Source organism: Pseudomonas sp. NPDC090201 (assembly GCF_044746825.1).
Taxonomy (GTDB): domain Bacteria; phylum Pseudomonadota; class Gammaproteobacteria; order Pseudomonadales; family Pseudomonadaceae; genus Aquipseudomonas; species Aquipseudomonas putida_AD.
Genome location: NZ_JBIVCX010000001.1, coordinates 56099 through 70793, shown reverse-complemented (window position 1 = coordinate 70793; position 14695 = coordinate 56099). Strand labels below are relative to the sequence as shown.

Sequence of the window (14695 nt, the reverse complement as noted above, 5' to 3'; positions counted from 1 at the left end):
ACAAAATGTGACAGAGATACGACGCAAGTCAGCAAGACTGCGTATTTATTGGCTGTAAGCGATTAACGGGCTTCAAAAAAATGGCGTCAAAGGGCCATTTTTCTTTCAGGAAGACTCAATGTGAGTGGGCGCTTGTCGCCAGGTCAATAATCCCGACTCTTGCGAAATGCCCAGCGCCCGGCGATGAAGGTGAACGACGCCACCAGTGCCACCAGCACCCAGAAGCCATGGGGATCGGTGGCCAGCGGAATGCCGCCGACGTTCATGCCGAAGAAGCCCGCCACGATGTTGATCGGCAGGGCCAGCACCGTGACCACCGTCAGGGTGAACAGCGTGCGGCTGCTCTGTTCGTTGAGGTTGGCGGCGATTTCTTCCTGCAACAGCTTGATCCGCTCGCCCAGGGCGGTGAGGTCGCTGATGACCAGCGCCGACTCTTCGGTTGACTGGCGCAGCTCCTGCAAGTCTTCCTCCAGCAGCCATTGCGGCGGTCGGTGCAGCAAGCGCATCAGTGAGCCAGGCTCCAGCGCCAGCAGGCGTTGCAGGCGCACCAGCACCCGGCGCATGGTGCCAAGTTCGGTGCGGTTGTTGCTCAGGCGCTGGGACAGGAGCTGGTCTTCGATCTTGTCGACGCTGATGCTGGTCTTGCGCATGAACTGCGCCAGCACTTCGCTCTGGTCGCGCAGCAGGTGCGCCAGCAGTTCCAGCGGCGAGCGGAAGGTCTCACCGCGCTTGACCGAGGAGCGCAGCTTGTCCACCGAGCGCAGCGGCTGATGGCGAGCGGAAATCATCAGGTTGCCGCGCACGCAGACCCACATCGTGGCGATGTCGGTCGAGACCCGGTTGAAGTCGAACACCACGTCGTTGACCACCGCCAGCAGCGCCGAGTCGACGTGCTCGATGCGGGTCGAGCGCGAGCCTTCATGCAGCGCTTCGAGAAATTCGTCGGGTAAATCCAGATTCGTCTTGAGCCAGCGCTCGCAGCTGGCGTGGGCCAGGTTCAGGTGCAGCCAGATGAATTCCCCGGGCTCGGCGGGGTTGCGCAGAAATTCCAGCGCAGTGGCCGAATCAATCTCGCGCCCCGGCTCATCGATACGGAAACGGAATCCATACAGCAGACCGAAGATGTCAGAGTCCTGATGCCGGGCAATGCTTTGATTCATGAGGGCTCGCAGGCGATGCGTGCCGCTGGGGCACGGGGCTGAAAGCGGCATCATCGCAAGCGGTTTTGACAGTTTTGTGACGGTTTGTATCGCAAGGTTACGATTTCATTTACCGGCGACGTATTACACCATCGCCAGGCGCTTTTTACGAATCGGTGCCGGCCACGAGGTGTTGATCAGCAGCTCGTCCTCGATGCTCAGTTCGATCCTTGCAGCATCGGCGTTGAGCTGGATGTGCAGGGGATCCACCGCCTTGGGGATGGCGATCACACCCTCCTGACGGATCACCCAGGCCAGGCTGATCTGCGCGGGAGTGGCGTTGTGCTGCTCGGCGATCTGCATCAGCGCCGGGTTCATCAGCAGGTCACCCGCCTGGCCGATGGGGCAGTAGGCCATGAGTGGCATCAAGGCGTTTTGCATCCAGGGGATGAGGTCGTATTCGATGCCGCGTTCGGCGGGGTTGTACAGCACCTGGTTGGTGGCGCAGGGCGTGCCCGAGGCGATGGTGTCCAGTTCCAGCAGGTCCGAGACGTCGAAGTTCGATACGCCCCAACGACCGATCTTGCCTGCCACGCGCAGGCCTTCGAAGGCTTCTACGGTTTCTTCCAGTGGGTAGGAGCCTGGCCAGTGCAGCAGGTAGAGGTCGATGTGGTCGGTTTTCATGCGCTGCAGGCTGCGTTCGCAGGCGGCGATCACGCCTTTGCTGCTGGCGTTGTGCGGGTAGACCTTGCTCACCAGGGTGACCTGATCGCGCCTGCCGGCGATAGCCTGGCCGACCACTTCTTCGGCACCGCCTTCGCCGTACATTTCGGCGGTGTCGATCAGGGTCAGGCCCTGTTCGATGCCGTGTTGCAGGGCGGCTACTTCGGCCTGTCGCTGGGCGCGATCTTCGCCCATGTGCCAGGTGCCCTGGCCGATGACGGGGACGGTTTTGTCTGCCAGTTGCAACGTGCGCATGGGGTGCCTCCTGCCGGGTGGGTATAGAGAGATGAGGCAGTGTAGGCGGGCGAGGGTTCAATTGCATATGCGCGGCACGGTGATGATCGTTCCCACGCTCCGCGTGGTAACGGCTTTAGTGACGCTCCGCGTCTTGGGATGACGCTAGGGTAGGGTGTATATCCGTTTCTTTGGGTGGTGCTGATTGCGCTTTCCGCCCTTACGGCGGGTCACTTTTTCCAAGAGCTGAAAAAGTAACCAAAAAAGCCCTGCGACAGGCTGGGGTCCTTCGGACTTCCCTCGACTCCGGCGCCGTTCCGGGGGCACGCCATGATGGGCCGTCCCTGGCCCGCACGGCTTTCGCGGCTTCCTGCCGCTCATCCCCCTCCACGGCACCTGCGCTCGGCCTGGCGCCTTGACGTCGCGCCCTGCGGCGCCTGTGCCATCGCGCACCAAGATCAAAAGCCTTGGTTGTACACCGCCCCGTAGCAGCACGGCTTGCCGGCGGGAGCGATCTCAAGAACGCCATCGCGAGCAAGCTCACTCCTACAGGGTGAGGTGAACACGCCCGTAGCAGTCCGGCTTGCCGGCGGGAGCGATCTCAAGGGCGCCGTCGCGGGCAAGCGCGCTCCTACGGGGTTGAGGTGACGACATCCGTAGCAGTCCGGCTTGCCGGCGTCGGCGATTTTGAGGGCGCCGTTGCAAGCAAGCCATGCCGCTACCGGTGGCTGCCTTCCCAACCCCCGCCCAGAGCCAGGAACAGGTCGATCTGTCCCATCGCTACCTGGGTGTTGGCCGCTGACAGCTGGGCGGTGACGTCGGTGTAGGTGCGGGTGGCCTGCAGGTCGGCCAGGAAGGATTCGCGGCCGGCCACAAAGAAGCGGTGGGTCTGGTCGGCGGCTTGTTTGGCGGACTGTTCGGCGTCGGCCAGGGCGTCGCGGCGTTCGAGCAGGGCGGTGTATTGCGACAGGCTGGTCTGGGCTTCGCGGATCGCGTTGAGCACCACGCCGTCGAAGTGCGCCAGGGCCGCCTGGTTCGAAGCTTCGGCCATGTGGATGCGGGCGCGGGCGCCGTTGGACGGGATGGTCCAGTTGATCACGCCGCCAAAGCCCCAGCGGTTGGTCGAGGGCTCGCCCAACTCCTTGAGGATGCCGACGGTGCCGACGGTGGCGCCGATGCTGATGTCCGGATACAGCTCGCCGGTGGCCACGCCAATCGCGGCGCTGGACACTGCCAGGCGGCGCTCGGCCTGACGCACGTCCGGGCGGCGTTTGAGCAGCGCGGCGCCGTCACCAACTGGCATCACCTGGGCGATATGCGGCAGCTCGGCGCAGTCGGCCACGCCCTTGGGCAATTGCTCCAGCGGCTTGGCCAGCAGCATCGACAGGCGGTACAACCCGGCCTTTTGCGCCGCGTCATAGCGAGGCAGTTCGGCGCGCAGGGATTTGAACTGGGTCTGCGTGCGGGTCACCTGCGTTTCGTCGCCACGCCCGGCATCGCGCAGGCGCTGGGTCAGGTCGACGCTCTGTTTTTGCAGGTCCAGCGAGTGCAAGGCGATGTTGCGTTCTTCATTGGCCGCGCAGATTTGCGTGTAGGAACGCACGACATCGGCCACCAGAGTGATTCGCGCCGTGTCCGCCGCCGCCTGGGCCGCATCGGTGTTGGCCTGGGCCGCTTCGATACCGCGTTGCAGCACGCCGAACAGGTCGAACTGGTAAGAAGTGGTCAGGCCGACGTCGGCGACGTTGGCGACCGGGACTTTTTCCGGCAACAGAAACGCCTGCCCGGCCTCCTGCAGGCGCTGGACTCCGGCCTTGGCGGTGTTGGTAAAACCACCGGCGGCATCGGCTTCGTCGGTCTGGTAGCGGGCTCGCTGCAGGTTGGCCGCCGCGACGCGCAGGTCGGTGCTGGACACCAGCGCCTGACGCACCAGTTCGTCGAGTTTCGGATCGTGATACAGGCGCCACCAGTCCGCTGGCACCGGCGCCGACACCACGTTCGACGACGATCCGGCAATCTCGCCCTGCAGGTCCGCACGGTTCACGGCGGCGTCCTTGGGCAGCTTGTAATCAGGGCCAACCACAGTGCACGCCGACAGGAGCATGCCTAAACCGACGGTCAGCAGGCGCGCGCTGTGTTTCATTGCGCGGCTCCTTTGTCGTTGGCCTTGGCCTTGGCCTCGTCGATGATCGACACCGTGGCGGTACGCCCGGCGATCATGCGGAAATCCTGCGGCACTTCGTCAAAGGCGATGCGCACCGGAATCCGCTGGGCCAGGCGCACCCAGCTGAACGCCGGGTTGACGTTGGGCAGCAGGTTCGAGCCGCTGCTGCGGTCGCGGTCTTCGATACCGGCGACGATGCTCACCACGTGGCCGCGCAGGCGGGCGTTGTCGCCGATCACGCGGATGTCCACGGGCGAGCCGATGTGGATACCGTCCAGCTTGGTTTCTTCGAAGTAGCCGTCGATGTGGTACGAGGCGCTGTCGACCACCGACAGCACCGGCCGCCCGGCACTGACGAACTCGCGGTCCCGTGGCGCGCGGTCGTTGAGGTAGCCGTCCACCGGGCTGCGGATCACCGAGCGATCCAGGTTCAATTGCGCGGCATCCACCGCCACCTGGGCCTCGTTCAACGCCGACAGCGCGCGGGCTTCCTTGGACTGGCTCTCTTCCAGTTGCTCGCGGGCGACCAGGTTGCCCAGGCCACGGTTGCGCTTGTTCTCGCGCTGGGCCTGTTCCCAGGTCTCCTTGCGCTCGGCCACGGTCGCCTGGGCCTGGCGCAGGGCCAGACGGAAGCGGTCCTGGTCGATGGTGAACAGCACCTGGCCCTTGGTGATGGCCTGGTTGTCGGTGACCGAGACTTTCTCGATCAGGCCGGACACGTCCGGGGCGATCTGGATCACGTCGGCACGGATATGGCCGTCGCGGGTCCAGGGCGCGTACATGTAATACATCACCATGCGCCAGACGACGATGGCGGCGAGGATGACGACCAGCAGTGTCAGGACCACACGGCCCAGAGTCAGTAGAGGTTTTTTCATTTCAGCTCATCAGGTAGCGACTGAGGGTATCCACAACGCCGAGCAGCAGGGCGTACAGACCGACGTTGAACAAAGCCCGGTGCCAGACCAGGCGGTAGAAGTGGACACGCGACAGCACGGCGTGGACCACCAGGAAAATCACATAGGCGATGCCCATCAGCACCAGAAAGGTCGGCAGGAAAATCCCGCTGATATCCAGATCACCAATCACAGTGGCGCTCCATCGATGCCATACGGCGGTTGTTCTTCTTGCTCGGCGAGCACGTCGACGATCTCCACTCCCGGCAATAGCGCCAGGCGCAGGCCGCTCAGGGCGTGCAGCAGGTGCAGGCGCGACTGGTCGTCGCCCATCCAGTCGAAGGTCAGCGAGCGGCGCGCGCGGTCCATGGTCATCAACAGGCCCTTGGGCGCAGGCAGGCGCTCGTGGGCCTTGAGGCAGGCGCGGAAGTAGCTGCCCACTTCATCGATGACCTGGCGCAGCAGTTGATGCGGCACCGCTTGCACCCGCGGCAGGTACGCCAGCAGGTCGAGCATGTTCAGCGCCACGCGCACCTCGCGCACGGCGATGCTGGTGTCCTGGGCGGTAATGGTCAGGCGCGGCAGGTGCTGCATCAGCCGGTCAAGCATGCGCACGCCCATGCGCCGGTGTTCGGCCAGGGTTGCGTCTTCGCACAGGGTGACGATGTCGCGCCAGGCCGAGCGGGTCAGGCGCTTGGCGGCCACTTCGGTGCCGAAGGGCCGCACGATGAGGGTCCAGACAAACGCAAACGCCAGACCCGCAGGGCCTGCCAGGTTCGAGTTGAGGAAGTTCAGGAAGTCCGCGTCGTAGGCGCTCTGGATGCTGATGAAGGACGAGGTGTTGACGATGGTCAGCAGCGTGCCCAGGTAGAACTTCGGCTGCACGGTCAGGGTGCCGACCACGATGAACGGCACGGCGAAGGCCAGCACCAGCATCGGGAAATCGTGCAGGTTGGGCAGCACCACGAACAGGTAGAGACTGGCGAAGATCACCGACATCAGGGTCCAGAAGAAGAACCGGTAGATCTGCGGCGCCGGATCGTCCATCGCCGCGAAGAAGCTGCAGGACACGGCCGCAAGAGCCACGGCACTGGCGCCGTCCTGCCAGCCAAGGAGAATCCACAGCACGGAAGCGACGATGATCGCGCTGACCGAAGTGGCCACCGAATACAGCATCATGCCCTTGTCCAGGAATGGCGACAGGCGGCCCAGCCGCCAGTGGCGATACACGGGACGCCATGGCGAATGGTCGTCGGTTTCGATGGCGCATTGCAGGGTGCGGCAGTCCTGCCACAGGTCGATGAACTCGCGCAGGCGATAGAGCACGGTGGACAACAGCAACTGGCGGCGGTCATCGACCTGGGCGGCGGTCGGTTGCAAGCGGTCGAGCTCGTCGTGCAGGGCCTGCCAGTATTTCTCGGGGGCGCTGGAAGCGGTTTTCTCCAGCCAGTCGCGGCACTCGATGACCAGCGGCGCCACATCGGCCACCAGTTCCGGAGTGCGGCGTTCGAGCGCCCACAGGGCATCGTCCAGCGCATCGATCACCGGCAGCAGATGAATCATGCGCCCGCGCAGTTCGCGGATGTTGCGCATGGTCTGCGGGTGCGCGCCCTCGTGAGGCAACTGGCCGATCATCAGCTCCAGGGTATTGAAGGTGCCGACCATGGACGTGCGCAGCCCACCAATGGCCTCGGGTGTCGCGTTGCGCGCCAGGAACAGGTCGCTGTAGGTCGAGGCGTCCTTGAACCATTTGCTCATCGAGTCGACCAGCACCGGGGCCAGGCGGCGCGGCCAGAACATCGCCCCGACCACGGCGGCGCAGACGATGCCCAGGAAGATCTCTTCGGTACGCGACACGGCGATGTCGAACACGGCTTGCGGGTTGTCCACCACCGGGAAGGAAATCAGCGGCATGGTGTAGCCAGCCAGCATCAGCGCGTAGCTGTTGGCGGTGCGCAGGTGCAGGGACAGGAAGAGCAGGGTGCCGGTCCACAGGGCAATCACCACCGCCAGCAGAAAGGGCGTCTGCACGAACATCGGCACCACCAGCACCGACGCGGCAGCCCCCAGCAGCGTGCCGGCGGCGCGGTACAGGGCTTTGGAACTGGTGGGCGCGACGAAGGGGCTGGAGACGATGTAGACCGTGGCCATCGCCCAGTAGGGGCGGGGCAGTTCGAAGATCAGCGCCAGGTACAGGGCCAGCATGGAGGCGGCGAAGGTGCGCACCCCGTAGAACCAGTCCCGGGATGGCGGTACGCCCTGGAAGAAGCCTTTGAACAGCGCGCTCAAGAGGACGACTCCGGGGTGATCGACGTGGCCCGGGCGATGGCCTTGAACACCCGTTGGGTGGCTTCAAGATCGGCAGGGTCGATGTCGGCGAAGACTTCGCGGCGCAGGCGAATCAGCTCGGCCTCGATGGAGTTGGCCAGGGCGCGACCTTCGGCGGTCAGGCTCAGGGCCTTGGCGCGGCGGTCGGTGGGGTCTTCGGTGCGCTGCACCAGGTTGGCCTTGCCCAGTTGATCCAGCAGGCGCACCAGCGAAGGGCTCTCCAGCCCGCACGCCTGGGCCACGGTGACCTGGCGCACACCTTCACCCAGGCGCGCGATCATCAGCAGGGGGCCTGCGCAGGCCTCCGACACGCCGCTGTTCATCAGCGTGGTCTGACACACCCGGCGCCATTGACGGGAAGCCGCGACCACGCCGCCGGTGATGTGCATTTGCAGTGAGTCTAGAGTCATCGAAGGTGCCACTGGTTGATCGATTGAGAAGAGCTTTTGGTTAGGCTGTGAATGATTAGTCGCTGTATTATTAGCTTGCTAACTATTAATATCCAGTAACAAAGTTGTTCAGTCAAATGATAATTGGATGAATGGTGATGACTGCCGCTGTAGGAGCGCGCTTTCCCGCGACGGCGGTATGTCTGAGCTGCAGGTATCGACTGGCGCGCCGCCGTCGCGGGCAAGCGCGCTCCTACGGGGTGATGAAAACCCTGACCGTCTGTCGGAGGCGTCGGGTATTTTTGCTGATCCCTCCTGGCAACCCTCCAAAAAACTGACACCGACCATCTGCCCGGTTTTCGCCAGTCTGAACAAAAAACGCACAAATATCCGTTTGAATAGTGTGATGTCTTGATGATGGCCATGGCCAATATCAGGGGTATTCCGGCGGTTTCTTGACTGAGGCCGAGGCTAAAGATCAACCGTTTCAGCCGATAGCAAAGGCGACAGGAAACCGGCGCACAACCCCGGTCCAGACACATCCCTTTGCTGGTGCGCAATGCGCACCCACGAGCGCAACATGATCGATCTCGCCACCTGGAATCTCTCGGTACCCGTCGGTACACCCGCCGTCACTGTCGACACCGCCAAACTGGTCGGCGGTTATCAGGATGGGTATTTCCGTTCCGGAGACACGCTGTTTTTCTGGGCACCGGTGACCGGCTCAAAAACCGACAACGCCATCTACCCGCGTACCGAACTGCGCGAGACCTATGCCAACGGCGCGGTCCACAACTGGACCTACACGCAGGCCGACAATTTCCTGCGTGCGGCGCTGACCGTGGACCAGGTGCCGTCGTCGGGCAAGATCGTCATCGGCCAGATCCACTGCTATGGCAGCACCGAGCCGCTGATCAAACTTGAGTACCAGTACAAGGAAAAAACCGCGACCGGCAACATCGTCGCCAAGTTTCGCCTGACCCCGACTTCGGAGCCCGAAGTGATCCAGATCGCCACCGGCGTGCGGCTCAAGGAACGCTTCACCTACACCATCCACCTGACGCCCAGCGGCGACCTGACCGTCAACGCCCACGAAATGCAATGGGGCACCCGACTGGACCAGACCTGGAATGGCAAGCAGCTGTATTTCAAGGCAGGCGTCTACACCCAGGACAACACCGGGTATGCGACCGAAGGCGGCGCGGCAACGTTTTACAAGTTACAAATTTCCCACGACAAAAAAGCGTGAGCTTGATCCCGTAGCAGCACGGCTTGCCGGCGGGAGCGGTGTGTCATCTAGAAATTTTTACCTGACACACCGCTCCCGCCGGCAAGCCGTGCTGCTACGGGGCGTAGGGATTCAGGATTTGGGGAAGATCAGGGAAAAGCAGATCCGCCCTGACGCGGGCTGGTTCACTGTGACCTCGCCGCCATGCAACTGCATGATCGCCGCGACGATGGCCAGGCCCAGGCCGTTTGAGTCGGAGCTCTGGTGACGCGAGGCGTCGGCGCGGTAGAAGCGGTCGAAGAGTTTGCTCAACGCCGACTCACTCAGCACCGGCCCCTGGTTTTCCACCTCGATATGGCAGCCATCAGCCGCATTGACCACCCGAACGTCAATCCGGCTGCCTTCGTCGGCGTAGCGAATGGCGTTGGCCACCAGGTTGCTCAGCGCCCGGCGCAACAGCAGGGGGTCGGCATCCAGTCGGCCGTCGCCTGCGATGTTCAGGGTCATCTGCCGCTCTTCGGCAAGACCCTCGAAATACCCGGTCACGCGCTGCAACTCATCCTCCAGCTCCAGCGGCTGACGGTTCAGCGCCGCCTGGGCGTCGTCGGCGCGAGCCAGGAACAGGATGCTCTCGACCATGCGTGAGATGCGTTCCAGTTCTTCAAGGTTGGAGGCCAGCAGCGCCTGATACTCATCGGCACTGCGCGGCTGGCGCAGCGCGACCTGACAATGCCCCATCAACGAACCCACCGGGGTGCGGATTTCATGGGCCAGGTCCGCCGAGAACTGGGTCAGGCGCTGATAGCCGTCGGCCAGGCGGTCGAGCATGGCGTTGTAGGCGTCGCTCAACTGTTGCAACTCGACCGGGGTGTCGCGGCTTTCCATGCGGCTGTCCAGCCGGGCCGGGGTGATGGCGGTGGCGTGGGCAGCCATCCGCCGCAACGGGCGCAGGCCACGGCGCAGCAGGAGGTAGCCGAGCAGGGCGGTCACGACGAAGGCCAGCGCGACGGCGAACAGGATGCGGTTGCGAAAGTTGGCCAGGGTGGCCATTTCCTTGACTGCCAGGTGCGCTGCAGTGAGGTTCACCACCTTGCCGTCGGATAGGGCCTGGGCGGTGGCAGCACGCATGGGAATCTCGTCCGGCCCCACGGCGGCGCCGCGCATGTCGTCGGTGCTCAAAGGCTGACCGACGCCGACCACCGGCATCTCGGGCAGGGCAGCCTTGAGCGGATTGACCATGATGACCGGGGACTTTCCGGGCTCGGCGATGATGAAGATGTCGTCCTCGCTGTCGAGCATGTTCTCGAACAGTTGCGGGCTGCTCCGCAGGGTTTCCAGGCTCAGGTCGTACTGCAACAGTTTGCGAAAGTGATCCAGGCGCGCCAGCACCGCGTGATCGCTGCGGGTCATGACCGAGGCTTTCATGGTTTCGTACAGGTACATCCCGGCACTGGCCACGGCGAGCATCGCCACCACCGCAAACGCCAGGGTGGAGCGCAGGGTCAGGGATGGCTGGCGTCGGGCTCGCATGGCCGCACCTCGCACACATAACCGATGCCGCGCACGGTGTGGATCAACTTGACCGGGAAGGGCAGGTCGACCTTGCTGCGCAGGCGCTTGATCGCCACGTCGACCACGTTGGTGTCGCTGTCGAAGTTCATGTCCCACACCTCCGAGGCGATCTGCGCCCGGGACAGCACGTCGCCTTCGCGGCGCAGCAACAGGTGCAGCAGGGCGAATTCCTTGTTGGTCAGGGTGATGACCTGTTGCTGGCGCGTGACGCGGCGCCGCAGCAGGTCAAGCTCCAGATCGGCCAGATGAAAGTGATCGGCCTCGCGCACCACCCCCCGGCGCAGGATGGTGCGGATGCGCAGCAGCAGTTCGGTGAAGGAAAACGGTTTGACCAGGTAATCGTCGGCGCCCAGTTCCAGGCCGCGAATTCGGTCGTGAAGCTGGTCCCGGGCGGTGAGAAACAGCACCGGCACATCCTGCTTGCCGCGCAGAATCTCGATGATCTGCCAGCCGTCGATGCCCGGCAGCATCACGTCCAGCACCAGCAGGTCGTAGCGGTTTTCCAGGGCCATGTGCAGGCCGTCGGTGCCGTGCTGGGTCCAGTCGACCTTGTAGCCGGACTCGCTCAGGCCCTTCTTGAGGTACTCGCCGGTCTTGGTGTCGTCTTCGATCAGCAGGATGTGCATGTAGAGGTGACGCTCGCAGAATTTGGCCGGGGCCGTACGGCTGGATGCCCCGTGGAATGCGGAGTGTAACCAACTGGCGGGGCGAGGTCGGTTACATTTTTGTCATGGGCGCAGGCGTCGGGCGAATGACAAAAATGTCATTGGCCGGTCATGGTCCAGTACCGGTTGGCGATCAACTATGGTTATCAGTTACGCAGCTACAACCCATTCCCATTCGTTCTGAAACCTGCCTCAAGGAATGCACCGATGAAGATCAAGACTGCACTGTCCACCACCTTTGGCATGCTGATGCTCAGCGCCGCGGTCATGGCCTCCGCCGCCGACATGCCGGTGGTCAAGCCACTGCGCGGCACGGTCGACAGCGTCGAAAACAACACCCTGAACTTCACCACCCGCGCAGGCGCCCATCAAAGCATCGGGCTGACCGACAAGACCGGCGTGCGTCTGGTGTCCAAGGCCGACATCGCCTCGATCAAGTCCGACAGCTTCATCGGCTCGGCGGCCACGCCGCAGGCTGACGGCACGCTCAAGGCGCTGGAAGTGACGGTGTTCGAAGCGAGCCTCAAAGGTAGCGGTGAAGGCCACTACGGCTGGCAGAACGCCGATGGCAGCACCGGCACCATGACCAACGGCACTGTCGGCAAGCTGACCAACGCCAACGGCCGTACCCTGAGCGTAAGCTACAAGGGTGGCGAGAAGCAGCTGGTGGTGCCGGAAGACGTGCCGATTGCCTATGTCCAGGCAGGCAAGGTCGATGAGTTGGTCAAGGGCGCCAAGGTCGTGGTGTTCCCGGCCGAAGACGGCAAGACCGCCCGTGGTGTAGCGGTCGGCAAGGATGGGTTCCAGCCACCGATGTAAGCGTGTCGCGGTGTGACTGTCGCACCGCGTTGCCCCATTCGTGAGCAAGCTCACTCCCACAGGTTATGTGCAATACCTGTGGGAGTGAGCTTGCTCACGAAGACTGACTGTCAGGCAGCACTACACTTCAGGGTCACAGGTTGTCTTGAGCCCTCCGTGACGAGGCTTGAAAATGAAAAAAACCAGAATTCATCCTTGGCCCGTTCGCCTCACGCACTGGATCAACGCCTTCGGCATGGTCTGCATGTTCATGAGCGGCTGGGCGATCTATAACGCCTCACCCCTGTTTGCCTTCTCATTCCCCCGGGATTTCACCCTGGGCGGCTGGCTTGGCGGGGCGCTGGCCTGGCATTTCGCGGTGATGTGGCTGTTGGTGTTCAACGGCCTGGCCTACGTGCTGTATGGCCTGTTCAGCCGCCACTTCAAACGCGACTTGTTGCCCGTCTCGCCGACAGCGGTCAAACGCGACCTGCTCGATGCCCTGCGCTTTCGCCTCAAGCATGAGAAGGGCGTGTACAACGCCGTGCAGCGGCTGATGTATTGGCTGGTGCTGGCGGCGGGCGTGCTGATCGTGGTGTCGGGCCTGGCGATCTGGAAGCCCATCCAATTGCAGGAACTGACAGCGCTGTTCGGCGGCTATGACTTCGCCCGCTTCGTGCATTTCGGTGCGATGGCGGCCATCGGTGCGTTCGTCGTGGTGCATCTGGCGCTGGTGTTGCTGGTGCCCAAGACCCTGTTGCCGATGATTACCGGCGGGGTGCGGCCAGTGGAAAACGGGAAGACTGAACATGATTGAGCCCAAGAAACGCGCGATCCAGCGCATTCGCCTGGAGCCTGCGCAGCAGACGCAACTGGAAAATCTGCAACGGCGGCATTTCCTCAAAGGCGGCCTGACCGTCGGCGCCATGGCCATGCTCAGCGGCTGCAACCTGCAGGACGGCGATCAGGTGGACAAGGTGCTGTGGTCCATGTCGCGCTGGAACGACCGGGTCCAGGCCTGGCTGTTCAGCGGGCAGAAACTGGCGCCGACCTTCAGCAAGGACAAGATCCGCAACCCGTTCCCGTTCAACGCCTATTACGCCGAGGACGACATCCCCGACCTGGACGTGGCGGACTGGAAGCTCGGCGTGTCAGGGCTGGTGCGCGACAAGGCGCCATGGACCCTCGATGGCCTGCGCAAACTGCCACAGCGCACCGACATCACGCGGCTGATCTGCGTCGAAGGCTGGAGCGCGATAGGGCAGTGGGGCGGGGTGCCGTTGCGCACCTTCCTTGAGCATGTCGGGGCGGACACCACGGCGAAATTCGTCGGCTTCAAATGTGCCGATCGCTACTACTCAAGCCTGGACATGCCCACCGCGCTGCACCCGCAGACGCTGCTGGCACTGGATTTCGGCGAAGTGGCGCTGCCACCGTCCTACGGCTATCCGCTGCGCATTCGCGTGCCGACCAAGCTGGGCTTCAAGAACCCCAAGCACATCGTCGAGATCTTCGTGACCAATGATTACCCGGGCGGGTATTGGGAGGATCAAGGGTATAACTGGTTTAGCGGGATTTAAGCCGCTGGAGGGAGATGTTGATGATCGTTCCCACGCTCCGCGTGGTAACGCCGCCCGGGACGCTCTGCGTCTCTTGCCGGGATGACGCAGAGCGTCATGGGAGACATGCCCACGCAGAGCGTGGGCACGATCAATATCACAAACGCGGCAGGACTCAGTTCAGACCGAGTTTGCCACGCATCTGCGACAGGTCTTCAGCCAGGGTGTTGACCGGGCCGGCCAAGGCCTTGCGGTCGGCTTCCTTGACCTTGTCGTAGGTCTCGTAGCCGCCGTCCTTGGTCTTGTACTTGGCCAGGATCTTGTCCACGGTGGCGAAGTTCTTGTCGACCTTGGCGACGAACGCAGCGTCAGACTTCTGCAGTTGTGGCTTGAACAGGTCGACGATTTTCTTCGAGCCGTCAACGTTGCCCTGGAAGTCATACAGGTCAGTGTGGCTGTAACGGTCTTCTTCACCGGACAGCTTGGTGGCAGCGACTTCTTCCATCAGCGCGGCAGCACCGCCCACCACTTTCTCAGGCGGGAAGGTCATGTCGGCGATGCGCGATTGCAGCTCTTTGACGTCAGCCAGCAGCTTGTCGGCGAACACAGCCTGATCCTTGGTGGTGTTCTGCGAGAACAGGGCGTGCTCCAGACGGTGGAAACCGGTGAAGTCGTCAGCCTTCACACCGTTTTCGTGGTCGTCTTCGCGGGAGTCGATCGAGGCGTCCAGGTCACTGAACAGCTCGGCGATCGGCTCGATGGACTCGTAGGAAACGCGAGTGGTCGGGAACAGCTTCTTGGCCGTTGCCAGATCGCCGTTCTTCACGGCGTCGGTGAATTTCTGGGTCTCTGCCACCAGTGTGTCGACGTGCTCCGACACGTAGATCTTGTAGTCCGAAACCGGCGTTACCAGATCCAGTGGCGCGGTAGCCGCGAACACCGATGGGGTCTGCAACAAGCCAAGGGTAACCAACAGCGCGAGAGGCGACTTTTTCATGGA

15 protein-coding genes are annotated in these 14695 nt (G+C 63.1%); 5 read left to right on the top strand and 10 right to left on the bottom strand.

Annotated features, from left to right (window positions below; translation table 11 throughout):
- Nucleotides 1-143: 143 nt before the first annotated feature.
- The 7 genes from ACIPOO_RS00285 to ACIPOO_RS00255 form a co-directional block, all read right to left on the bottom strand.
- Nucleotides 144-1160, bottom strand: coding sequence for a transporter (locus ACIPOO_RS00285; RefSeq protein ID WP_274131963.1), 1017 nt, complete (start codon nt 1158-1160; stop codon nt 144-146).
- Between the two features lie 123 nt (nt 1161-1283).
- Entirely contained in the window at nt 1284-2117 is an 834-nt protein-coding gene (locus ACIPOO_RS00280) for an aldo/keto reductase (RefSeq protein WP_400603569.1), read from the bottom strand.
- Nucleotides 2118-2814: 697 nt separating this feature from the next.
- Entirely contained in the window at nt 2815-4239 is a 1425-nt protein-coding gene (locus ACIPOO_RS00275; protein ID WP_400603567.1) for an efflux transporter outer membrane subunit, read from the bottom strand.
- The gene (locus tag ACIPOO_RS00270) at nt 4236-5138 is read right to left on the bottom strand and encodes an efflux RND transporter periplasmic adaptor subunit (protein WP_400603565.1); all 903 of its coding nucleotides are present in this window, start codon (nt 5136-5138) and stop codon (nt 4236-4238) included. The genes ACIPOO_RS00275 and ACIPOO_RS00270 overlap by 4 nt, the downstream gene beginning before the upstream one ends.
- Before the next feature lies 1 nt (nt 5139).
- Nucleotides 5140-5349 (bottom strand): DUF1656 domain-containing protein, encoded by a 210-nt coding sequence (locus ACIPOO_RS00265; RefSeq protein WP_274131970.1) that lies wholly within the window; start codon nt 5347-5349, stop codon nt 5140-5142.
- Nucleotides 5346-7436, bottom strand: a complete 2091-nt coding sequence (locus tag ACIPOO_RS00260) for an FUSC family protein (RefSeq protein ID WP_400605137.1) — start codon at nt 7434-7436, stop codon at nt 5346-5348. The genes ACIPOO_RS00265 and ACIPOO_RS00260 overlap by 4 nt, the downstream gene beginning before the upstream one ends.
- Nucleotides 7437-7441: 5 nt before the next feature.
- Nucleotides 7442-7894, bottom strand: coding sequence for a MarR family winged helix-turn-helix transcriptional regulator (locus tag ACIPOO_RS00255; protein ID WP_274131972.1), 453 nt, complete (start codon nt 7892-7894; stop codon nt 7442-7444).
- Nucleotides 7895-8021: 127 nt separating this feature from the next.
- Between ACIPOO_RS00255 and ACIPOO_RS00250 the strand changes: the two genes are divergently transcribed.
- Together ACIPOO_RS00250 and ACIPOO_RS00245 are read left to right on the top strand one after the other, a co-directional pair.
- Nucleotides 8022-8288 carry a hypothetical protein gene (locus tag ACIPOO_RS00250; RefSeq protein WP_400603562.1) on the top strand — a complete coding sequence of 89 codons (267 nt, stop codon included), beginning with the start codon at nt 8022-8024 and terminating at the stop codon, nt 8286-8288.
- A gap of 165 nt (nt 8289-8453) precedes the next feature.
- Complete coding sequence (locus tag ACIPOO_RS00245) at nt 8454-9122, top strand: polysaccharide lyase family 7 protein (protein ID WP_274131974.1); 669 nt, start codon at nt 8454-8456, stop codon at nt 9120-9122.
- Between the two features lie 111 nt (nt 9123-9233).
- On the opposite strand, the gene ACIPOO_RS00240 is transcribed toward ACIPOO_RS00245, so the two are convergent.
- Nucleotides 9234-10631, bottom strand: a complete 1398-nt coding sequence (locus ACIPOO_RS00240) for a heavy metal sensor histidine kinase (RefSeq protein WP_400603560.1) — start codon at nt 10629-10631, stop codon at nt 9234-9236.
- A complete protein-coding gene (locus tag ACIPOO_RS00235) occupies nt 10604-11299 on the bottom strand; it encodes a heavy metal response regulator transcription factor (RefSeq protein ID WP_274131979.1) in 696 nt (231 codons plus the stop codon). Before ACIPOO_RS00235 ends, ACIPOO_RS00240 begins: the two co-directional genes overlap by 28 nt.
- Nucleotides 11300-11551: 252 nt before the next feature.
- On the opposite strand from ACIPOO_RS00235, the gene ACIPOO_RS00230 reads away from it, so the two are divergent.
- The 3 genes from ACIPOO_RS00230 to ACIPOO_RS00220 all read left to right on the top strand — a co-directional run bounded on the left by ACIPOO_RS00230 (nt 11552) and on the right by ACIPOO_RS00220 (nt 13716).
- Nucleotides 11552-12157, top strand: coding sequence for a hypothetical protein (locus ACIPOO_RS00230; protein WP_400605135.1), 606 nt, complete (start codon nt 11552-11554; stop codon nt 12155-12157).
- A gap of 172 nt (nt 12158-12329) precedes the next feature.
- On the top strand, nt 12330-12953 hold the full coding sequence (locus ACIPOO_RS00225; protein WP_274131981.1) for a cytochrome b/b6 domain-containing protein: 624 nt from the start codon (nt 12330-12332) through the stop codon (nt 12951-12953).
- Nucleotides 12946-13716, top strand: a complete 771-nt coding sequence (locus ACIPOO_RS00220; RefSeq protein WP_274131983.1) for a molybdopterin-dependent oxidoreductase — start codon at nt 12946-12948, stop codon at nt 13714-13716. The genes ACIPOO_RS00225 and ACIPOO_RS00220 overlap by 8 nt, the downstream gene beginning before the upstream one ends.
- Before the next feature lie 154 nt (nt 13717-13870).
- Here ACIPOO_RS00220 and efeO read toward each other — a convergent pair whose 3' ends face one another.
- Complete coding sequence (gene efeO / locus ACIPOO_RS00215; RefSeq protein WP_400603556.1) at nt 13871-14692, bottom strand: iron uptake system protein EfeO; 822 nt, start codon at nt 14690-14692, stop codon at nt 13871-13873.
- Nucleotides 14693-14695 lie beyond the last annotated feature (3 nt).